Annotated in this window: 17 protein-coding genes; 11 read left to right on the top strand and 6 right to left on the bottom strand. The window is 59.3% G+C overall.

The genetic code is table 11. The annotated features are described in order from the left end of the window. Positions 1-14: 14 nt before the first annotated feature. Positions 15-1,088 (bottom strand): NAD(P)-dependent alcohol dehydrogenase, encoded by a 1,074-nt coding sequence (locus tag AD670_RS07715; RefSeq protein WP_053130071.1) that lies wholly within the window; start codon positions 1,086-1,088, stop codon positions 15-17. 301 nt (positions 1,089-1,389) lie between these two features. On the opposite strand from AD670_RS07715, the gene AD670_RS07720 reads away from it, so the two are divergent. From AD670_RS07720 to AD670_RS07740, 5 genes are all read left to right on the top strand, one after another. Beyond that, a complete protein-coding gene (locus tag AD670_RS07720; RefSeq protein ID WP_053130074.1) occupies positions 1,390-1,953 on the top strand; it encodes a GNAT family N-acetyltransferase in 564 nt (187 codons plus the stop codon). A 203-nt stretch (positions 1,954-2,156) separates the two neighbouring features. Then, positions 2,157-3,506 (top strand): HAMP domain-containing sensor histidine kinase, encoded by a 1,350-nt coding sequence (locus tag AD670_RS07725; protein ID WP_053130126.1) that lies wholly within the window; start codon positions 2,157-2,159, stop codon positions 3,504-3,506. Next, entirely contained in the window at positions 3,491-3,874 is a 384-nt protein-coding gene (locus tag AD670_RS07730) for a response regulator (RefSeq protein ID WP_053130130.1), read from the top strand. Before AD670_RS07725 ends, AD670_RS07730 begins: the two co-directional genes overlap by 16 nt. 9 nt (positions 3,875-3,883) lie before the next feature. Then, entirely contained in the window at positions 3,884-5,137 is a 1,254-nt protein-coding gene (locus tag AD670_RS07735) for an EAL domain-containing response regulator (protein WP_053130077.1), read from the top strand. 105 nt (positions 5,138-5,242) lie between these two features. Next, complete coding sequence (locus AD670_RS07740) at positions 5,243-6,595, top strand: sodium:proton antiporter (RefSeq protein WP_053130080.1); 1,353 nt, start codon at positions 5,243-5,245, stop codon at positions 6,593-6,595. Positions 6,596-6,610: 15 nt separating this feature from the next. On the opposite strand, the gene AD670_RS31915 is transcribed toward AD670_RS07740, so the two are convergent. The 3 genes from AD670_RS31915 to AD670_RS07750 all read right to left on the bottom strand — a co-directional run bounded on the left by AD670_RS31915 (position 6,611) and on the right by AD670_RS07750 (position 7,587). Continuing rightward, complete coding sequence (locus AD670_RS31915) at positions 6,611-6,745, bottom strand: hypothetical protein (protein WP_256243880.1); 135 nt, start codon at positions 6,743-6,745, stop codon at positions 6,611-6,613. A gap of 11 nt (positions 6,746-6,756) precedes the next feature. Further along, positions 6,757-6,969 carry a hypothetical protein gene (locus tag AD670_RS07745; protein ID WP_053130082.1) on the bottom strand — a complete coding sequence of 71 codons (213 nt, stop codon included), beginning with the start codon at positions 6,967-6,969 and terminating at the stop codon, positions 6,757-6,759. Between the two features lie 72 nt (positions 6,970-7,041). Further along, positions 7,042-7,587, bottom strand: coding sequence for a hypothetical protein (locus AD670_RS07750; protein ID WP_053130084.1), 546 nt, complete (start codon positions 7,585-7,587; stop codon positions 7,042-7,044). 488 nt (positions 7,588-8,075) lie between these two features. Here AD670_RS07750 and AD670_RS07755 point away from each other — a divergent pair, with 488 nt between their 5' ends. Together AD670_RS07755 and AD670_RS07760 are read left to right on the top strand one after the other, a co-directional pair. Further along, positions 8,076-9,485, top strand: coding sequence for a circularly permuted type 2 ATP-grasp protein (locus AD670_RS07755; RefSeq protein WP_053130088.1), 1,410 nt, complete (start codon positions 8,076-8,078; stop codon positions 9,483-9,485). Positions 9,486-9,487: 2 nt separating this feature from the next. Further along, on the top strand, positions 9,488-10,438 hold the full coding sequence (locus tag AD670_RS07760) for an alpha-E domain-containing protein (protein ID WP_053130092.1): 951 nt from the start codon (positions 9,488-9,490) through the stop codon (positions 10,436-10,438). Positions 10,439-11,061: 623 nt separating this feature from the next. On the opposite strand, the gene AD670_RS07765 is transcribed toward AD670_RS07760, so the two are convergent. Further along, the gene (locus AD670_RS07765; protein WP_053130097.1) at positions 11,062-16,251 is read right to left on the bottom strand and encodes a hypothetical protein; all 5,190 of its coding nucleotides are present in this window, start codon (positions 16,249-16,251) and stop codon (positions 11,062-11,064) included. Between AD670_RS07765 and AD670_RS31410 the strand changes: the two genes are divergently transcribed. Together AD670_RS31410 and AD670_RS07770 are read left to right on the top strand one after the other, a co-directional pair. Then, positions 16,250-16,537: a hypothetical protein gene (locus AD670_RS31410; protein WP_156338139.1), complete on the top strand. Its 288-nt coding sequence runs from the start codon at positions 16,250-16,252 to the stop codon at positions 16,535-16,537. The genes AD670_RS07765 and AD670_RS31410 overlap by 2 nt on opposite strands. Beyond that, positions 16,497-18,065, top strand: coding sequence for a DUF1388 domain-containing protein (locus AD670_RS07770; RefSeq protein WP_156338142.1), 1,569 nt, complete (start codon positions 16,497-16,499; stop codon positions 18,063-18,065). Before AD670_RS31410 ends, AD670_RS07770 begins: the two co-directional genes overlap by 41 nt. On the opposite strand, the gene AD670_RS07775 is transcribed toward AD670_RS07770, so the two are convergent. Beyond that, positions 18,058-19,011: an alpha/beta hydrolase gene (locus tag AD670_RS07775; RefSeq protein WP_053130101.1), complete on the bottom strand. Its 954-nt coding sequence runs from the start codon at positions 19,009-19,011 to the stop codon at positions 18,058-18,060. The genes AD670_RS07770 and AD670_RS07775 overlap by 8 nt on opposite strands. 228 nt (positions 19,012-19,239) lie before the next feature. Between AD670_RS07775 and AD670_RS07780 the strand changes: the two genes are divergently transcribed. Further along, the gene (locus AD670_RS07780) at positions 19,240-20,748 is read left to right on the top strand and encodes a hypothetical protein (RefSeq protein ID WP_053130104.1); all 1,509 of its coding nucleotides are present in this window, start codon (positions 19,240-19,242) and stop codon (positions 20,746-20,748) included. A 52-nt stretch (positions 20,749-20,800) separates the two neighbouring features. Beyond that, positions 20,801-21,248 (top strand): hypothetical protein (locus AD670_RS07785; RefSeq protein WP_156338145.1); only part of this gene is annotated, 448 nt, incomplete at its 3' end.

Below are 21,248 nucleotides of genomic sequence, written 5' to 3' on the forward strand. Positions count from 1 at the left end.
CTACCCGGCGGCTATCAAGGCGTAATCGCAACTTTCATCACCCCGTCGCGCTGATGGGCAAACAGTTCATAGGCCGCCTCGATGTCGTCGAGCTTGAAGCGGTGGGTCACCAGCGGCGACAGGTCCACCCCGCCGCTGGCGACCACCGCCATCAAGCGCCGCATGCGTTCCTTGCCGCCGGGGCACAGGGTCGAAACGATGCTGTAATCCCCCAGGCCTGCGCCAAACGCGTCATAGGGGATGCGCAGGTCGCTGGAGTACACCCCAAGGCTGGACAAGCGGCCACCGGGACGCAGCACGCGCAAGGCCGATTCGAACGTGCCTTGGGTGCCCAACGCCTCGATCGCCACATCCACGCCACGGCCGTCGGTCAGGGCCATGATCTGCTCGACCACGTTGCCTTGCTTGAAGTCGACGATATGGGTCGCGCCCAGGCCACGGGCGACGCCCATGCGTTCACTGACGCCGTCGACGCCAATGATCATCGACGCGCCTTTCAGCCGTGCCCCCGCCACCGCGCACAAGCCGATCGGCCCGAGGGCAAACACCGCCACCGTGTCGCTAATGTTGACCTCACCACGCTCGGCACCGGAAAAGCCGGTGGACATGATGTCCGGGCACATCAGCACCTGCTCGTCACTCAGGCCATCGGGGATCGGGCACAGGTTGGCCAGCGCATCGGGCACCAGCACGTATTCGGCCTGGCAGCCGTCGAGGGTGTTGCCGAATTTCCAGCCGCCGGCCGCACGGAACCCATGGCGGGTGTCCGGGCCGTCCTGGGCGCCGCAGCCGCACAGGCACGCATAGCTCTGCCCGCTGGGCGTGATTGCGCCGGCGATCACCCGCTGCCCTTCGACGAAGCCGCGCACCTGGGAGCCCAGCCGCTCGATGACGCCCACCGGCTCATGGCCCACCGTCAGCCCTTTGGCCACCGGGTACTCACCGCGCAGGATATGCACGTCGGTGCCGCAGATGGTCGTGGTGGTGATCCGCACCAGGGCGTCGAGCGGGCCGACCTCGGGGATCGGTTTGTCCTCGAGGACGATGCGGTTTTTCTCAACGAAGACAGCGGCTCTCATGGTTGCCATGGTGTGACCTCCTGCTGGGCATGTGGGGTGGGACCAGACTGCGCCGCGACGGCGCGCCGAACGTTGATCATGGTCAACCCTTTGCCGATGCACATGACCGAACGTCGCCTGCCCTGCCCGGCGGCCCGGCGTCTTGATGCAGATCAATGGCACCTCCGCCCCCAGGGGCATGATCGACCAAGGCACCACTGCCCGATGCCCTTCACCGCCACGGGTTCACAAGGGCGATCACCCCGTCTGCTGCGGCAGCGTATGGGGCGTCTGACCCGAACGCTTCGACTGACCGCCAGGAGCCCACACCATGCCTACCCTCGACGCACGCAACCAGCACGCCGACCGCGCCTACGCTGCGCAACCGAAGCCCCACTGGATCGATCAACTCGACGATGGCCGCCATGTACTGGTGCGCCCCCTCGTCGCCGACGACCGTGAACGGGAATACAACTTCATCAAGGGCCTGTCCCGTGAGTCGCGGCACGCGCGCTTCCTGGGCGAAATCAATGAGCCCGGCAAGACGCTGATGGATCAATTGATGGATGTCGATAACCAGCAACGCCTGGCCTTTATCGCCTTGGTGCACGACAACGGGCAACTGATCGAGATCGGCGTGGCCCGCTATGCCGCAGCCAACGCGGATGAATGCGAATGCGCGGTCACGGTGGCCGATGCGTGGCAACACCTGGGCCTGGGGCGCCTTTTGATGCAGCACCTGATGACGGCGGCGCGCGCCAATGGCTTCAGGCGCATGTACACGGTCGATGCGGCAACCAATGCGCCGTTACGCGAGTTGAACCTCGCCTTGGGATTCCACAGCGTCATCGACCCGGATGACAGCACCCAGGTCATCAGCAGCGTGACGCTCTAAGCCACCCGGCACCCTGACAGGGCGGCCTGCCGCCCTTTGCCGGCATACATTCGTTTGAGTGTATTCATACCGCCCTGCAGGCGGCATCTGCTATTGTCCGAGGACCTCATCTCCTCCTTATCGCGTCCACGCGATTTTCTGTGAGCATGCTCTGCGGCCCTGTCATCGACGCGGCCGGGCCGATCTGCCTGGAAAGCACCGCCATGGACAAACCCGTTACTGGATCACCGCCCGAAGCCCAATCGCGGGCCGAAAAAATCGTCGAATTCAAACGCCAGAAAACCCTGCTGAAAACCGGTGCCCTGCAAGACGCGATCTTCAACAGCGCCTACTTCTCCAGCATCGCCACCGATGAAAAAGGCGTGATCCAGATCTTCAATGTCGGCGCCGAACGCATGCTCGGGTATGCGGCCGACGATGTACTCAACCGCATTACCCCCGCCGACATCTCCGACCCCGCCGAACTGATCACCCGCGCCGCTGCCCTCAGCCTGGAACTCGACACGCCGATCACACCAGGCTTCGAAGCCTTGGTATTCAAGGCCTCCCGTGGCATCGAAGATATTTACGAACTGACCTATATCCGCAAGGACGGCAGCCGGCTGTCGGCCATGGTGTCGGTGACGGCGTTGCGCAACCGTCATGACACCATCATCGGTTACCTGTTGATCGGTACCGACAACACCGCACGCAAACAGGAAGAAGCCGAGCGCAAAGGCTTTGAGCGGGCGTTGGAGGAAAAGAACCTGGAGCTGGAACATGCCAGCCATATGAAGTCCGAATTCCTCGCCACTATGTCCCACGAATTGCGCACGCCGCTGAATGCGGTGATCGGTTTTTCCGAGGCGCTGAAGGATGGGCTGGTGGGCGATATGAGCGATATCCAGCGCGAATACATCGGCGATATCTTCACCAGCGGCCAGCACCTGCTGTCGCTGATCAACGACATCCTTGACCTGTCCAAGGTCGAAGCCGGCATGATGGACCTGGAGCTGGAAGCCGTGGAGTTCGCCGGTTTGCTGGCTAACAGCCTGTTGATCGTGCGGGAAAAAGCCGCGCTGCAACGTATCCAGTTGAAGCTCGACAGCCAGGACGACTTCGGTACGCTGGAGCTGGACCTGCGCAAGACCAAACAGATCATCTACAACCTGCTGGCCAATGCCGTGAAGTTCAGTGAGCACGGCAGCTCCGTGACCCTCGGCGCGCGTGAGGTCGGGCGCGACCAGGTGGGCCTGATCCCCGGCGAATGGCCAACCTACGGCTTTGCCCTGCAACCCAGCGCCCACCAGCAGTTTCTGGAACTGAGCGTCAGCGACACGGGCATCGGCATTGCCGAGGACGACATGGGCAAGTTGTTCAAGGCGTTCAGCCAGATCGACAGCAGCCTGGCGCGCAAATTCGAAGGCACTGGCCTGGGCCTGGCGATGGTCAAGCAACTCACCGACCTGCATGGCGGCAGTGTCGCGGTGGCCAGTCGCGAAGGCCTGGGCACGCGGTTTGTGGTGTGGCTGCCGTTGCACCGTGCGCCGGAGGCTTCATGGCTGAAATCCTGATCGTCGAAGACAATGAGGCGAATATGCGCCTGGCGCGGCTGCTGCTGATCAACGCCGGGCACACGGTATTGTGGGCCGCCGATGCCGAGACAGGCCTGACCCTGGCCCGGGAAAAACAACCGGCGCTGATCCTGATGGATATCCAACTGCCAGGCATGGACGGCCTGGCTGCCACCGCGCTGCTCAAGCAAGCGCCCCATACCGCGCATATCCCGGTGATCGCCCTGACGGCCATGGCCATGAAGGAAGACCGCGAAAAAACCCGCCTGGCCGGCTGCGATGCCTACATCATCAAACCGTTACGCTATAAAGAGCTGTACAAGGTCATTGACACGCTGCTGCAACAGGGCACCCCTCCTCTCTTATGAGTCCTCTCCATGGCCAGCCAACCCGCAACGCTGTTGATCGTTGATGACGAACCCCAGGTTCGCAAGCTGCTGGAAACCCTGCTGCAACATGAGGGCTACCAGACCCTGAGTGCCGGCAGCGGCGAAGAAGCCTTGCAACTGGTGGCCAAACAGCCGCCTGACCTGATCCTGCTGGACATCATGATGCCGGGCATGGACGGCTACGAAGTCGCCAGCCAGCTCAAGGGCGATGCCGCCACGGCGAGTATTCCGATCATCATGCTGTCGGCCCTCAGCGAGTCGAGTGCACGGGTCAGTGGCCTGGAAACCGGCGCCGAAGAGTTCATCAGCAAACCGGTGGAACGGGTCGAGTTGTGGCTGCGGGTGCGCAACCTGCTGCGGCTCAAGAGCCACGGCGATCAACTCAAGCGCCATAGCCAGTTGCTTGAACAGCAACTGCGCCAACATGCCGGTGACATGGCGCGCATGAACGTGCACGACCTGGCCCGCCAGGACCTGGAAAACGCCCTGCGCCAGGCCGTGGAGCACGAGGAATTCACCCTGCACTACCAGCCCAAAGTCGCGTTGGCCGATGGGCAGATCTGCGCCCTGGAGGCGTTGCTGCGCTGGGAACGCCCGGGCTACGGCGCGGTGTCGCCAGCGGTGTTCGTACCCATCCTGGAAAGCCTGGGCTTGATCGTGGAAGTGGGACGCTGGGTGATCGACAGCGTGTGCCGACAGATTGCGGCGTGGCAGCGCAGCGAAATCGGCGCCGTCGAAGTGTCGGTGAACGTGTCCGGGCATCAATTGATCGAAGGCGACCTGATTGCCGATATCGCGCACATCCTCGAACAAACCGGGGTGCAATCGCACTGGCTGGAAGTGGAGCTGACCGAAGGCTCGCTGATGGAAAACACCCAGCACACCATCGCCAGCCTGCAACGCCTGCGCGCCATGGGCGTGAAGATCTCCATCGACGACTTCGGCACCGGCTATTCCAGCCTGGCTTACCTGCGACGCTTTCCCATCGACACGCTGAAGATCGACATTGCGTTTATCCGTGAGGTCACCAGCAACCCCCAGGACGCCGCGATCACCCGGACCATCATCGAACTGGCCCACAGCCTGAGCCTGCGGGTGGTGGCCGAAGGCGTGGAAACCCAGGCGCAATTGGCGTTCCTCAAGGAGGCCGGCTGCGATCAGATCCAGGGCTACCTGTTCAGCCGACCGTTGCCCGCCGCCACCCTGGAACGGCTGCTGCTGGAGCGTGCATCGCCGCTGTAGCAGTGGGCCGACTCACCCGGCCACTTGAGCCGACGCAATCACATTGAACCCGCAGCCGGCCTGGGTCCTCGAACGTCCATAGACCATGGCCCTGGATACTGCTCGATGACGTTTATTCTATGGATGGCCGTCCTGGGCGCCGTGCTGCTGACCCTCGCCCTCACCTCCTCTTACCTGCGTTGGATGCCGGTGACCACTTCGGCGGTGTGCCTGCTGCTGGGCGTGGGCATTGGCCCGCTCGGCGTCGACCTGCTGCAGCTGGACATCCAGCAGTCTGCGCGCTGGATGGAGCACCTCACCGAAGTCGCGGTGCTGTTTTCATTGTTCGTCAGCGGCCTCAAGTTGCGCCTGCCCCTGGGCCATCGCACCTGGCGCATCGCGTTCGGTATGGCTGGGCCGGTCATGCTGTTGACCATCCTCGGCAGCTGCCTGGCGCTGCATTACGTATTTGAACTGTCGTGGGGGGTGTCGCTGTTGGTGGGTGCCATTCTGGCGCCGACCGATCCGGTGCTGGCGGGCCTGGTCCAGGTCAACAATGCACAGGATTACGATGCGCTGCGCTTCGGGTTGTCCGGGGAAGCCGGGTTGAACGATGGCACGGCCTTCCCCTTCGTGATTTTTGCCCTGATCTTCATGCAGCACGGCGGCTTTGACGGTGACTGGCTCGGCGGCTGGGCGTTGAAGAACCTGTTGTGGGCGGTGCCGGCCGGGCTGTTGATCGGCTACTGGATGGGCCGCGGCATTGGCCGCGTGACGCTGTGGCTGCGCATCACCAACAGTGACAGCACCCTGTCCCCGAATGACTACCTGACCCTCGCCCTGATTGCCCTGGCCTATGTGGTGGCCGAGGGCGTCGGTGGTTACGGCTTCCTGTCGGTGTTTGCCGCCGGGCTCGGCTTGCGTCAGGCCGAGTTCAGGTCAACCGGCAACTCGCATACACCGTCCGAGCATTTGGCGCTGCCGGTGGTGGGTCATCTGGACGTCGAGCCGGAACGTGCCCTGCAAGGGGATGTGAGCGAGCTGGCGGACACCCAGATCGCCGCCGGCGTGATGATGGGCGACATGCTCTCGTTCGGCAGCCTGGTGGAGCGTTCGATGGAAGTGTTCCTGGTGACGTTGCTGGGGATCGTCCTGGTCAGCCATTGGGATTGGCGGGCGTTGCCGTTGGCGGCATTGCTGTTTTGCGTGATTCGACCGATCAGTGTGTTTGCACTGCCTTGGGGGCGCCTGATCGATCGCCGACAGCGCGGGCTGATGGGCTGGTTCGGGATTCGCGGCATCGGCAGCATCTACTACCTGTTCTACGCGCTCAACCATGGACTTGTCGGCAGCAGCAGCGCGGTGGCGGTGAACCTGACCTTGTCGGTGATCGCCTTGAGCATCGTCGTTCATGGCTTGAGTACCCAGCCGATGCTGGCGTGGTATGAACGACGAGCCCAGGCGAAAGCGCAATCCTGACGTTGTACCGGGGGATTAATCGGGCTTTTCTGTATGGCCCACATCCGCCGCGTCGTCCGGATCGTTGAGCGGCACTTGTGCATCATCCATCAGCGAACCGGGGTCCTCATTGCCGGGGTCGTTGAGTTCTTCTTCCTGTTCTTTGGACATGATCGTCTCCTCTAACCGCCTTGAGTGTCGATATCGGCATCGGTTTCAGGCTTGGGCTCGCGCTCGGGCTTGAAGTCTGGACTGTAGTCGTTTTCCTTGGCCTTGGGGTCGGCGGCGGGTTTCGGGTCTTTCGGCGCATCGGCTGCTGTGGCTGGGGCCGGTTCGCCGCCGTCGATCGCCGGATCGTTACGGTTGCTGGTTTGCGGATCGTTGTCAGTGCTCATGGGTCACCTCGTTTGAAAAACGCAGACTGCGTAAAGGTAAGGTCCCGTGCGGGGCGTTGAAGTTCCAACGGCTTAGGAGCCCGGGTTATCCACTTGGATGTAAAACGCGTACGCCCCCAACAGCACCCAGAACACCATGAACAACCAGGGCGCCCGCATCGAGAACAGCAGCGACTTGCGATACCCCTTGTGGGACGACTCCGTTTCGGAAAACAGCGGTGACTCATCGTAGGCCATGCCCATCACCGGCTCGCTGCGCAGCAGTTCGCTCTGCTTGTAGTGCCAGTGATCGATGATTTCGTAAGCGGCGCGAATCCCCGGCCAGGCATTCAGGGAACTGAGGATGCCGAGCAACGCCAGGAACACCGGCACCACGAGGGTGAACAATTTCCCCCACTCCGGGTTGAGGTTGCCCATGCCGGAAACAAAGGCAATCACCAGGAACGACTGAGCCGTGAGATAGGCGTCAGTGCGGTTGGCCAGGATCGTGGTTTCGTACTGGATTTCGCGGCGGTAGAAGTCGAGACGGTCCTTGGGTGAACCAAAGATTTTTGCGTTGTGTTCACTGTGGTCGGTCAGACTCGATTCCGGGGTGTCGGGGGAGATGATTCTGGGCACATCCGTGCTCCCTGCTGGGCTGAAACCCATTAGAAGAATCGGGCTGGGGTGAAGTTCAAGTTTGTTGTTGCACCATCGCGGTGCGCAAACCGCTCTTTTATGGTGAGCGGGCTCCTTGTGGTGAGTGGCTTGTTGTGGCGAGCGGGCTTGCCCCGCGTTGGAGTGCGAAGCGCTCCCAGGATTTTTTGGGGCCGCTACGCAGCCCAACGCGGGGCAAGCCCGCTCGCCACAAAAGCCTGGTAACCACAACAGGCCCGCTCGCCACAAAGGGAAATCCAGTGCTGTATGCCCATTCCGGCACACGCATTGCTTTATCCATTCATCTGCCCGAATACAGGAACATTCGTTACCCCCCGACCCAGAGCCGACCCCATAAGAAAGTAAGGACCAGGCCCAGTGGCACCATCAGCCACGGGCTCATAAAAAAATGCGTTTTTTAAAGCGGCAGTGCCACCCCATGCGTCCCTCGGCACTGACAAGGTACTGGAATGGCTCGATCTTTCTTTGATGAAATGAATGACGCAAACGGCGTATGCCGTGCGCATTATCAGGATTTCTCCCGCTGGCTGGCGAACACGCCGCCGGAACTGCTGGCCCAGCGCCGTCGCGAAGCCGATTTGCTGTTCCATCGCGCCGGGATCACTTTCACCCTCTATGGCGACGAGCAGGACACCGAGCGCCTGATCCCCTTCGACATCATCCCCCGCAGCATCCCCGCCAGTGAGTGGAGCGTGATCGAGCGCGGCTGTATCCAGCGGGTCAATGCGCTGAACATGTTCCTCGCCGACATCTACCACGACCAGCGCATCATCAAGGCCGGGATCATTCCGGCGGACCAGGTGCTGGGCAACGAGGGTTACCAGAAGGCCATGGTCGGTCTGGATCTGCACCGCGATATTTATTCCCACATCTCGGGGGTGGACCTGGTACGCGATGGCGACGGCACCTACTACGTGCTCGAAGACAACCTGCGCACCCCCAGCGGCGTGAGCTACATGCTCGAAGACCGCAAGATGATGATGCGCCTGTTCCCCGAGGTGTTCGCCAAGCAGCGCATCGCGCCGGTGGACCACTACCCCAACCTGCTGCTCAAGACCCTGAAAAGCTCCAGCCGCCTGGACAACCCCAATGTGGTGGTGCTGACGCCTGGGCGCTTCAACAGCGCGTTCTTCGAACATGCATTCCTGGCGCGGGAAATGGGTGTGGAACTGGTGGAGGGTGCCGACCTGTTCGTGCACGACCTCAAGGTCTTCATGCGCACCACCGACGGGCCCAAGGCCGTGGACGTGATCTACCGGCGTATCGACGATGCGTTCCTCGACCCGCAGGCGTTCAACCCGGACTCGATGCTCGGCGTGCCCGGCCTGGTCGCGGCCTACTGCGCCGGCAACGTGGTGCTGGCCAATGCGATTGGCACCGGGGTGGCCGACGACAAGTCGATCTATCCCTATGTACCGGCGATGATCAAGTTTTACCTGGATGAAGAGCCGATCCTGCAAAACGTGCCGACCTTCCAGTGCCGCAAGCCGGATGAACTCTCCCACGTGTTGGCCAACCTGGCCGAATTGGTGGTCAAGGAAACCCAGGGCTCCGGCGGCTACGGCATGCTGGTCGGCCCCGCGGCCACGGCGGCCGAGATCGAAGACTTCCGCCAACGCATCAAAGCCCGCCCCCATGCGTATATCGCCCAACCGACCCTGAGCCTGTCCACCTGCCCGACCTTTGTCGAAAACGGCATCGCGCCCCGGCATATCGACCTGCGGCCCTTCGTACTCTCGGGCAAGGAAACCCGCCTGGTGCCCGGTGGCCTGACGCGGGTGGCATTGCGTGAGGGCTCGTTGATCGTCAACTCGTCGCAAGGCGGCGGAACCAAGGACACCTGGGTGGTGGAGGGCTGAGTATGTTGAGTAGAACCGCCGCAGATCTGTATTGGATGTCCCGTTACCTGGAACGCGCCGAGAACCTGGCGCGCATGCTGGAAGTCAGTTATTCGCTGTCGCTGATGCCCCAGGCCGGACGCAGTGATGGTCTCGACGAACTGGCGATGTCGTTGCTCAGCAGCGGCACCCTGGACAGTTACCTGGAGCGCCACCAAACCCTGGATGCCGAGCGCATGCTGCACTTCTTCGCCCTCGACGAAGAAAACCCGGCCAGCATCTACAACTGCCTGCGCGCCGCCCGGGGCAACGCCCATGCAGTGCGCGGGCGCATCACCGCCGACATGTGGGAAAACCTCAACGCCACCTGGCTGGAAATGCGCAGCATCGCCGCCGGCGGCCTGGCGCGGCACGGCATCAGCCACTTCTGTGACTGGGTCAAGCAGCGTTCGCACCTGTTCCGCGGCGCGACCTCGGGGACCATCATGCGCAATGACGCCTATCGGTTCATTCGCCTGGGCACCTTTGTCGAACGCGCGGACAACACCTTGCGCCTGCTGGATGCACGCTACGAGATGTTCGGCGAAGAATCGGAGGAAGTCAGCGACTTGTCGGCACGCGGCTATTACCAGTGGAGCGCCCTGCTCCGCGCGTTGTCGTCATTCGAGGCGTATACGGAGCTGTATCCGAATGCGCTGAATGCACGGTCGGTGTCGGAGCTGCTGCTGTTGCGCAGTGATGTGCCGCGTTCGTTGCATGCGTGCATTGAAGAGTTGAGCCATATCCTTGCGGACCTGCCCGGCAGTTATGGGCGTACGGCGCAGCGGTTGGCGGCGGAGTTTGAGGCTCGGCTGCGGTATACGGGGATTGATGAGATTCTGGAGGATGGGTTGCATAGTCGATTGACGGAGTTTATTGAGACGGTGAGGGAGTTGGCGGGGGCGATACATAGTTCTTATTTGGAGGTGGTTTGATGATTGTTTCCATGCGGTGCGTGGGAACAATCAAATCCTCTGGTCAATCTTTTGTCCAAGCATTTATTTGGCGCCGGAAGAGATGTATTGGCTACTGTCAGAGTTAACAGGTGACGGCGAATACTATGAGGGTGCTGATGTTGCAAACCCTATTCGTGTAGACGTGGGACGGCGATACTTGTTAACGAAAACGGGAGTATCAGGATAAACGCGATACCTGCATATTTTTTCGCAGGCGTGTTAGCTCTAAACTTTGAGAGTGCTCCGATCGCTTAACTGTAAACCTGGGTATTTGACCCTGCTTGTGCGTTACTCTTATATTGGGGAGGCCGGGAGCCTTCCCAATATAAGATAAAGCATACGAGTATGCGGAGCCCCGTTTCGAATAATAAATTAAGCGTCATCGGGTCCAAGGTGCGACTGCGTGTTAGATTGATACGCCCCTCTATGGACTAACCATCCCATTCTGAGAATCCGTCTTCAATAGTTACCTTGAAAAACAAGAACACAAGTGAGTATATTGAGCGCGGACCGATCTACTTTTAAATAAATCGGTCTCGCACTATCGAAACAAAGCTGATCTGCATGTCACTTGCGCCGCATTTCAAATGGTTCAACATGCTTTACAAGCCTAGGATTTTTATATTGTCTATTCGGAAATTATTACCACCATTGACACTACCAAGAGAGCCGTTATGAATTACAATTCGATAGAGACCATTTGATGGGACTGTAAATGTACCAGTCCTTGCGTGCCATTTACCGTCCCTTGGAACTGTAAACCTAGCGGGAACATAAATATAACCTCTTGGAAGTGGAACGAGGCCTGTCAAAATCGGATCAACATTTTCACTATCGTTGCTAATATTCATCACATCAAAGGAAAACTGGTAAGTACGATTTACTCGAAGTGAAAAATCTTGTCTGACAACATGTCCATACCCCCTATCACGAGGTGTTGAAAATTCAAGATACCCATTAGTCACTTTCCCGCCGACGCCTGCTTCGTCGAGCCTCCAGCCGCCGGTGGTTCCATCTCGAAAGTCAGCGATGGAATCGCGCCACGGGCCATGGATTACTGTGTACTCCCAAATATAAAAGGACACGGCCTGTTCAGGATCCTGGCTAAGGCTCATCGCTGCCTTGAACTCCATATAGAACTGAGTGCTATGGCCCAACCCCGTCAGGTAGGTGCGTGGGATCGTGACCTCTATTTTTCCGGAAGTGATCCAATTCTGATTGACCTTCGCCCCACCGGCCCCGTTGAACAACATAAGATCATGGACGGCGTTGCTAGCCGTTCTTCCCCGCAGCCACAGCCATACCGGGTAATCTGGGGTGATAAACGGCCATACACCAACGCGGGCAGTGAAATTGCCGGTAAGCATGCTCAGATCCAGTGCCAGGTGGAAGGTATCGGCCTCAATAATCTTGACGTCCGTCAACAAATAGTAAGGTATCGGCGTCACCGTCACCGTCAAGGTTTCCGACGGTATAGTGCGCCCTTCGCGAGTCACGTCATATTTAAGCGTAAAGGTCTTGTTGGCATTACCGATATTGGCCGCAATCGCCGACTTGGGAATATCAAACGTCACCAAACCACTGGTCACGCCGGACTTGGCTGCAATCACTGGGGAGCCAAGTCCGGCAGTCCCCGCCATCGTGACCTTGATGCTGTCGGTGGTGTACATCGGCAAAAACCGAACTTCTATCGTGCCACCGTCTTGCGCATTCATCGGCGCAAGCGTCACCGCTGTGCCGGAGCCACTGGCCTGGGTCAACTTGGGTACAGGGAATTCGGCCGGCAGCGTGTTAACGGTGTATTCCATCAGTGGGAAGCGAATTGCCTGTGCTGGATCTTTGCTTCGGCTCACCGCCGCCATGAACTCCATCTGCAGCTTGGTGCCATGGCCCAGCCCCGCCAGGTACGTACGGGGGATCGTCACCTCGATTCGTCCCGTATTGACCCAGTTCGCATTGACCGCCGACACACCGGCCCCGTCGAACACCGTGCGGTCATGCACGACGTTGCTGGCCGTTCTTCCCCGCAGCCACAACCAGACCGGGTAAGGCGTGGTGATAAACGGCCAGACCCCGACGCGGGCTTTGGCATCGCCGACAAACGCGCTCAGGTCCAGTACTTTGGTGGTGGCGTTGGCCTCAAGGATCTGCAGATCCGTCTTGGCCAACTCACTGACAGGTATCGGCGTCACCGTCACCGTCAATACCGCTGACGACCGAACAACGCCCCTACGGGTCACTTCGTACTTGAGGGTAAACGTCTTGTTGGCGTTGCCGATATTCGCCGCAATCGCCGTCTTGGGAATATCAAACGTCACCACCCCACTGGTCACGCCTGACTTGGCTGCAATCACTGGGGAGCCAAGTCCGGCAGTCCCCGCCATCGTGACCTTGATGCTGTCGGTGGTGTACATCGGCAAAAACCGAACTTCTATCGTGCCACCGTCTTGCGCATTCATCGGCGCAAGCGTCACCGCTGTGCCGGAGCCGGTGGCCTGGGTCAACTTGGGTACCGGGAATTCGGCCGGCAGGCTGGTGATGGTGTAAGTCACCGGCGGGAAGTCAATCGCGTTGGCCGCGAGCGTGCTAGTGCTGAGCGTGGCTTTGAAGCGCAGTGTCAATAGGCTGTGATGGTCCAACGCCTGAAGGTAGCTGGCAGGGACCGTCTTTTCGTGGTATCCGGCCACAAGCCACTTGTCGTCAACATGGGATTGAGTCCCAACATAATGCGTATGGTTGCTCACTGAGCCATCCGCTTTTTTACCTGAAAGAACCAACCAGAGCCGGTTACCCTCGGCAATAAACGGCCAGACACCGGTCCTGAGCCGCCCACCACTGACCACATCTGCCAATTCCAGGACCAGGTTCGACTGATTGGCTTCATTAATTCGGATTACGGTTTTTGCCAACTCACTGGCAGGTATCGGCGTCACCGTCACGGTCAGTTCCACCGACGACCGCACAACCCCCTCACGAGTCACTTCGTATTTAAGGGTAAACGTCTTATCTGTATTGCCGATATTGGCCGCAATCGCCGACTTGGGAATATCAAACGTCACCAAACCACTGGTCACCCCTGGCTTGGAGGCAATGGCCGGCGACCCCGCCCCCGCAGTCCCCACCATCGTGGCCTTGATGCTGTCGGTGGTGTACATCGGCAAAAACCGAACTTCTATCGTGCCACCGTCTTGCGCATTCATCGGCGCAAGCGTCACCGCTGTGCCGGAGCCGTTGGCCTGGGTCAACTTGGGTACCGGGAATTCGGCCGGCAGCGTGTTAACGGTGTATTCCATCAGTGGGAAACGAATTGCCTGTGCAGGATCCTTGCTTCGGCTCACCGCGGCCTTGAACTCCATCTGCAACTTGGTGCCCTGCCCCAGCCCCGCCAGGTACGTGCGGGGGATCGTGACCTCGATTCGTCCGGTATTGACCCAGTTCGCATTGACCGCCGACGAACTGGCCCCGTTGAACACCGTGCGGTCATGCACGACGTTGCTGGCCGTTCTTCCCCGCAGCCACAACCAGACCGGGTAAGGCGTGGTGATAAATGGCCAGACCCCGACGCGGGCTTTGGCATCGCCGACAAACGCGCTCAGGTCCAGTACTTTGGTGATGGCGTTGGCCTCAAGGATCTGCAGATCTGTCTTGGCCAACTCAGCCACTGGAATCGGCTTCATGATCACCGTCAAGGTGTCCGAAATCTTCGGTACACCGTTGCGGGTCACCACGTAGGTAAATTTCACGCTGGTGGCCGCGTCACGAATATTGGCGTGAATCGCTGCCTTGGTGATGTCGAACTCCACCTCCTGCAACGTCTGATTACCGGGTTTGACCGGTATATCCGGCGAGCCGCCATCGCCCGCGCCGTCCATGGTGACTTTGATCGAGTCATCGCCGCTCATGCCCACGTAGCTCACCACCAGTTTGGTGCCTAGCAGCACCTTGAGCGGGTCCAGCTCGGCGGTATTGGGCCCGGTCGCCTGGGCTTCGAGCAATGTCGGCGCAGGCAAATCGCCCACGTCACGGCTGACCCGCACCTCGGTGATCTGTGAGTAACGCGGCATCTCCTCACCACGGCGCAACGTATAGAAGACCATCACTGATTTATTCAGGTTGTTGGTCACGTAGTAGCTTTCGATGTAGTGCTCGGTGGTGGCACCGTCTACGGGCACCTGAACGGCAATTTCGGTACGGGCCCCCGGACCGATCCAGTGCATGCGAATCCAGTCCGCCCGTTTTGTTTCTCTGAAGGGTGCAAACACCTTCACATGCTCGCCGATATCATCCGGATTCAACTGACCACTGATTGCCTTCTCGATGATCGGTGCAGGCATCGTGCGTTGAAGTTCGCCCACGATGACCTGCAACAGCAGCGATTCCTGCGGCCGACTGCCGGGGCGCGTGTGGGCGTAGAACACCTCTACCAAGTGGCCGTCAAAGCGCAAAAGCTCGTTGGGGTAGACCGTGAACAGCATGTCCCCGCCAGGTGTCGGCGGAATATCGTCGACCTGGCGGCCGATCCGATGCTCGATGGTGTTATCGGGGCTGCTCACCAGGAAGATCACTTCCAGATAGCCGTCCGGCGGCCAACTGCCTTGCAGGGGGAAACGCACGGTCGCGGCGACATCCGGTTCAATGTGCCCGCCCAGGTCCTCATCAATCGTCGGCGCCGGCCACCTGACGACCTCACCGACAATGTCCAGGTAGAGCATGTTGGACGGTTGCTCAATCGCCCCCTTCTGAAACAGCACATGCACGCTGGCGGTGCCGTCGGCGATGGCAGTGACAAACGCATTGGGTATCTCGAAGGTATAGACGCCCGGCCCATTCAACACTTTGGTGACCGTATGGGGAATGGAGGTGCCCTCGCTGTCCGCCCCGGCCCAGATCAAGTGCGCGTGTGAATAGGCGGCAACCTCCGCGCTGGTGATCCAGCTCGCGATTTCCACATTCCAGCTGCCCAGTTCGGCCAGGTCAATCGAGGTGCCGGTGTCCGGAAAAGCCAGCCAGGGCGCCTCCGGCCGCACCTCGTTCATATGCACATCAATAAAGGACGACGCCGACCAGCGCGCCCGTTCATCCGGCAGGTTCCCGCCCCCATCGCGGACCTGGTAAGCCACCCGCGTCAATGGATTGTTACCGGCGGCGCTGATGGTGGCGTAGTCAACGGTCAAGGTAATATCGCGGCCCACTTCACTGGGCTGCACCCGACGTTCCACGCGCTGGGAGCCCCAGGCCAGCAGGATCAAGTCATAGGCGCGCATGTACAACCAGTGGCGAATAATGATCCTGACACCGGCCAGCGCCGCCGCTTCGCTGACACCCTCCAACAGAATCTCCGGCGGAACGACGTACACCAAGCCTTGGTGCCCCTCCTTACCATCGTCCGGGTCAAACCCACCGGGGCGATTCAGGCTCACCCGCAACTTAAGCTCTTCGGTGAACGTTTCATTGCCACTGCCGCGCCGCAGTTTGCCGAACACCGGGTTGGCCCAATATTCGACGATACGATGGGCAGGCACCGTCAAAGGGAAGCGGTCCAGGTTTTCCTCACCCTCGCGAATAGGCGTGGAAGCCACCGGTACGTTACGGTTTCCCCAGTAAAGCGTTGCGACACTTCCGGGGCTGACACCGTCTTTCGGGTTATGCAGGTAAACGACCAAGTCCCTTTCGGTATGCCGCAGGCCAATGCCCCCATGCGCGCCCTCGGTATCGCCGTCGACAGGCGGTTCAAGAAGCGGTACGTAGATGGGCGGTAACAGCGCCTTTGGGGAGGTTTTTTTCTTGGCCATGGCGACAGTCCTTCCGCGTTCGACTAGAGGTTTCCCCTATCAAACGCCTGAAGAGATTGATTGGCTACTGTCAGAATTAACAGGTAGTGACGAATGGTATTGGGGTTCTGTTGGCGATCACGGCGCCAGCTCAGGTTGCGATCGGCACCTGTTAATTCTGACAGTAGCCAAGGCCGGGGTTCAGGTGTCTTATGACGAACACAACACGGGCTACCAGTGCAACGTCGTCATTCAGGAGAGCGATCATGCCAGCCAAAAAACCATCAGCCTCAAGCTCGCCGACTAAAACAAAGACTGGCGCAGGACCTAAGTCTCCGACCAAACCTAAGTCTCCCGCCAAGCCAAAGACACCGGCCGCTGTGCCATACGTTCTGGAGATGGAGGAAAAGGGCAACCCAGAGAGCCTGGATCGGTTATACATCCCCGGCATGAGTGAATACGTCGAAGGCTACGACGCCGGTATCCCGCAATGGCTGTTTATCTCCGGCCTGACGATCCAAGTAGACAAAAACTGGCAAGCAAAACCGGGCGATATCATCACCGTAGGAAGGCTGCTGGACGGCGGAGCGGTGGAAGTGTTTGCCATGAAGACGCTGGCTGAAGGTGAAGAAAACTATAATTTCTACTTTTTTTCCGTGGACCGGAAGTTCCTACCCGATGGTCCTCACGCCCTGGTTTATGTTGTTCACTACAGCGGGGGACCGGACCGCGAACGGTCTTACCCACTGCGGGTCATGGTCAAAACCGACCTGCCGGCAGGTGAAGACAACGATCAAATCGAGGATGGGCATTCAGGACTGAAATTCAGCGTGTCGGAAAGCGTGATTGTCCCCGGCAATGCCTCCAGCGGGGTGAAGATCACCCTGCAGCCCTACCCGAATGCGCATCCAGGCGACTCCTGCATTGTCCATTGGGGCTCAAGCATCATTACCACCCCTGTCGTCGATCCTCTGAAGCCGACCGTCATTACCGTGACCTACCAGGACATTGTCGACGCCGGCGACAGTGATCGCCAGATTGTGTGGCTGGAAGTCCTCGATCTGGTCGGGAACATTTCAACGCCAAGCTCGGCGAGCGTGACTGTCTCGGTCAACCTGGACGTGACTCGCTATGACGGTCCCGCGCTTCTGAACGCCGGGCCCATTGGCTACGTCGACCTGGAGGTTCTCAATCAGCAACCCCTGGAAGTGCAAATGTTCACGCCTTCCAGTATCGGGCGCCGTGGGGATATCTATGATGTGATATTCCGCGCCTATCCGCCAAAAGGCGGTGTGATCGTGGTTCACAGGTTTGTCCCTATCGAAACGGCTGGCAGGCCGTATTCAGCATTCTTCGACTACCTCGATGTCCGCGCCGCCGCGGGAGGCCGGATACAGGTCAGTTTCGTTCTGCGCAGGTCCACGGCCCCGTTCGAGATCTATTCCAAGACAACCCATGCTGACGTCAGAGGCAGTATTGTCCGCCTGGAAGCCCCCGAGGTTGAAGGCTACCCCAACGATCAGATTACCGATGACCCGGAACATATAGTGGTCAACTGTCCTTACTACGCGTGGCGCCAGCCAAACGACAAAATTTCGCTGATCCTGCGCTATGTGAAGTCTGTGAACGACATCATCGTCCATATCGAAACACGCGCAGTCGGCCAATCCTGGCCGGCAGGTGCCCCGGTCAAACGCCTGATCTACCGCGAGCAGTTGCAACGGTTCAAAGGCTACCAGCCGGAACTGTATTACGTGATCTCGGGGACCGGGTTTACCCGCGCGCGCGCAGTCGACCTGAACGAATCCCTGCGGCGAGCGTTGACCATCAGTTGAGTGAGCGGGGTTTTCCTAGAAAGGCGAGCATATGCGCATTAACCTGCTGCGCCTGCTCGTTCTGGATCCAGTGACCGCAGTTGGCCAGAGTGTGGTGTTCCAGCTCAGGCACCCATTCGGGCATGCGTTTGAGTGTGTGAGCTTCAAACACTCCCACCGGGTCGCGGTCGCCAATCAGAAAGAGTGTGGGTTGCAGCACCTGCTTGCCCTTGAGGAATTCGGTGCCTTGCCAATTGCGTTCGAAATTGCGGTACCAGTTCAAGGGGCCCCGAAAGCCGTGGACAGCAAAGGTTTGTATATACAGATTCAGGTCTTCCTGACCGCACCAGGTCGGTAGCGAGCCTGGTGTGGCCATGCCGTCAAACAGCCTGGCGCCCGCAGGTTTCTGCTGTAAAAACACGTCCTGTTCCTGCATGAACAGTCGCAAGGTCCGTTCGATATCGGCGTTCAATTCCCGCTCGGCCACACCGGGCGCCTGGAAATACACGATGTAGTTGAAGTGTTCAGCGTACAGCTCACGCATGATTTCGATCACCGGCCGACGGGCACGCCCGGCAAACGGCACGGACATGGTGATCAGCCGAGTGATGCGTTCAGGCTCCAGCAACGCCAAGTGCCAGGCCACCACGGCGCCCCAGTCATGCCCGACCATCACGACCTGTTCATGCCCGAAATGGTCCATGGCCTGCTGAACATCGGCGCATAAGGTGAGCAAGGCGTAGTCGGCGATTTCGGTGGGTGCGCTTGATTGGCCGTAGCCGCGCATTTCAGGGGCAAATACCCGGTAGCCAGCGGCGGCCAGCGCGGGAATCTGCTCACGCCAGGAGTGCCAGCATTCGGGAAACCCGTGGAGCAGCCAGATGGGCTGGCCCTGTTCCGGTCCCGCGACATGCACGCATAGCCCAATACCGTTTACAGGGATCTTTTGCACGGTCAGTTGGCTCATTGGTGGGGCCTCGCTGAAAGTTTTGCCTAGCCTGCGGGATCCGTTGTGCAAGAACCAGCATCATTGATGCAGACAATGCTCCGGGTATCGGTTTGGGGCATCGGTACCGCTTGTCACCACCTGTTAATTCTGACAGTAGGCAAGCACTTTCTTTGGGTGTCTCATAACGACAGAGGCACGCCGGCTACTCCCTCTAAGGCATGCCAAGGCCCAATCTGGAGAGATGTGATGCCAACCAAAAATACCAAGCCCTCCCCCGCTGCGCCGAAAAAAACCTCGCCAGCGAAAGAGCCCGTAGCCCCGAAGCAGGCGAGCGAACCGGAACCCCTGGATCGACTGATAATTCCGGGTATGACGATACCTGTGGCGGGCTACGACGGCGGAATTCCTCAATGGCTCGCGAGCTTCGACCTGACCGTCCAAGTGGACAAGAATTGGTTTGCTCAACCAGGGGACATAATAAACATCGTTACCATGCCAGACCTGAAACCATTGGCGACCAAGAAGCTGGAGTCCGGTGACGAGCACAACAACACCTTCTTCTTCGCCATCGATAAGGTACATATACCGGATGGCGAAATCAGGCTGGGATATGAAGTGCATCTTGTCGGCGACCCGATCCCTCAGGTCTCCAATACGCTCAGCGTGCTGGTCAAGACGGACCTGCCCGGAGGCAAGGACGACGATCACACCGTGCCAGGCCACTCTGAACTCAAATTCAGCCTGTCGACCCGAACGGTCTACCCGCCGGATGCCAACCGAGGCGTCACAGCCATCATCGAGCCTTATCCAAACATGGATCGTCGAGACATGATTCATTTCATGTGGGCGGGATTGACGATCGTGCAGCAGGTGGCAGGCGTTGGCCTACCGACAGTCATCCTCATCAATCATGCCCAACTGGTCGATGCCGGTGACGGTAGCGATCTACTGGTGGGATTCTTTGTCGTCGACATTGTTGGCAACGCCTCCGAACTCAGGTCCAGGGACCTCACCGTACTGGTAGACCTGGACAGCTCAAAACTGGACGCTCCCGCCTTCATTACAGATGACCCGATAGGTTACATCGACATTGAACGGCTCAACGGCGAGGGCCTGGAAACCGAGTGCTATACGAGGGCGAACATCGGCTCCGCGGGTGACATATATGACATTACTGTCAGGGCCTACCCCCCCCTGGGGGGCGTGATAGTACACCGCGCGTTCAAACCTATTGAGAGAGCCGGTGTCCCCGTTATTTATCAAGTGCCTCACAGTGTGGTACGTGCCGCGGGGGGAGGAAAGCTGGAAGCCAGTTTTATCTTGAGAAGACTGAATGATCGGCCGGACCTGTTCTCCAAGAAAACCTTCGCTCAGGTAGTGGGCTCTATCGTAAGACTTAAAGAGCCTTACTTCGAAGGCTACCTGGGCCACAAGGTCAATCCTATTCCAAACTCGGCGGTGGTGGTCATCCCTTGGTACGAATGGCGAAAACCGACAGATAACCTCACGCTGATCCTGCGCTATGTGAAATCCCAGCATGAGGTCATCCTTCACGCCGAGTCCCGACCAGTGGGTTCTACATGGCCCAGCGGTTCGCCCGTCAAGCGCCTGATCTATCGCGAGAATTTGGAAAAGTTCGAGGGGTACACGCCTCAACTCTATTACGTCTATGAATCCACCGAGACCAGGGCTCGCTCTGTCGACCTGAACGAATCACTACGTCAGGAAGTGGAAATTGGTGTTCCAAAATCTTGATGCCATTGCAGGCCAGTGAACACTGGCCTGCAAGTTTCTGGAGGTTTTAACCATGCGTTCTAAACCTACTGCCCTGGCCAATGACCTGCCAGCCCTGATCATTCCCAACCTGTTCCCGCCCAGACCGGGTGACACTCAGTTCGACGGCGGCCTTGGGGTTCGGCATGTGGAGCATGACCTGGAAGTGTGGTTAAAACGCCCCGCCGGCGCGCTACCTGGCACCTTTATCCGGCTGTTCTGGAACAGCACTACGCAAGCCTCGGCGTTCATGATCGTCGAAGACAAGCACAAAGACCTGGACTACTTCCCCATTGCCATGCCCGCCGCGCAGATCCGTCCGCAACGGGGCAGCCTGGTGTACTGCACGGTAAAACGCCCCGGCAGCAACGAACAGCGCACCACCCCCTTGAACCTGCTGATCAAGTTGACCCGCCCCGGGGATCGTGACCCCGACCCGGACAAGGAAGGCCATCAAGGATTCACCTTCAACCTGCCCGCCG

The sequence above is a fragment of the Pseudomonas sp. MIACH genome (genome assembly GCF_001269925.1).
Classification (GTDB): domain Bacteria; phylum Pseudomonadota; class Gammaproteobacteria; order Pseudomonadales; family Pseudomonadaceae; genus Aquipseudomonas.

Bases quoted from the DNA above. Each gene is read 5' to 3' on its own strand.
- AD670_RS07715 (WP_053130071.1), bottom strand. From the start codon at position 1,088: ATGGCAACCATGAGAGCCGCTGTCTTCGTTGAGAAAAACCGCATCGTC.
- AD670_RS07720 (WP_053130074.1), top strand. From the start codon at position 1,390: ATGCCTACCCTCGACGCACGCAACCAGCACGCCGACCGCGCCTACGCT.
- AD670_RS07725 (WP_053130126.1), top strand. From the start codon at position 2,157: ATGGACAAACCCGTTACTGGATCACCGCCCGAAGCCCAATCGCGGGCC.
- AD670_RS07730 (WP_053130130.1), top strand. From the start codon at position 3,491: ATGGCTGAAATCCTGATCGTCGAAGACAATGAGGCGAATATGCGCCTG.
- AD670_RS07735 (WP_053130077.1), top strand. From the start codon at position 3,884: ATGGCCAGCCAACCCGCAACGCTGTTGATCGTTGATGACGAACCCCAG.
- AD670_RS07740 (WP_053130080.1), top strand. From the start codon at position 5,243: ATGACGTTTATTCTATGGATGGCCGTCCTGGGCGCCGTGCTGCTGACC.
- AD670_RS31915 (WP_256243880.1), bottom strand. From the start codon at position 6,745: ATGTCCAAAGAACAGGAAGAAGAACTCAACGACCCCGGCAATGAGGAC.
- AD670_RS07745 (WP_053130082.1), bottom strand. From the start codon at position 6,969: ATGAGCACTGACAACGATCCGCAAACCAGCAACCGTAACGATCCGGCG.
- AD670_RS07755 (WP_053130088.1), top strand. From the start codon at position 8,076: ATGGCTCGATCTTTCTTTGATGAAATGAATGACGCAAACGGCGTATGC.
- AD670_RS07760 (WP_053130092.1), top strand. From the start codon at position 9,488: ATGTTGAGTAGAACCGCCGCAGATCTGTATTGGATGTCCCGTTACCTG.
- AD670_RS31410 (WP_156338139.1), top strand. From the start codon at position 16,250: ATGGCGACAGTCCTTCCGCGTTCGACTAGAGGTTTCCCCTATCAAACG.
- AD670_RS07765 (WP_053130097.1), bottom strand. From the start codon at position 16,251: ATGGCCAAGAAAAAAACCTCCCCAAAGGCGCTGTTACCGCCCATCTAC.
- AD670_RS07770 (WP_156338142.1), top strand. From the start codon at position 16,497: ATGCCAGCCAAAAAACCATCAGCCTCAAGCTCGCCGACTAAAACAAAG.
- AD670_RS07775 (WP_053130101.1), bottom strand. From the start codon at position 19,011: ATGAGCCAACTGACCGTGCAAAAGATCCCTGTAAACGGTATTGGGCTA.
- AD670_RS07780 (WP_053130104.1), top strand. From the start codon at position 19,240: ATGCCAACCAAAAATACCAAGCCCTCCCCCGCTGCGCCGAAAAAAACC.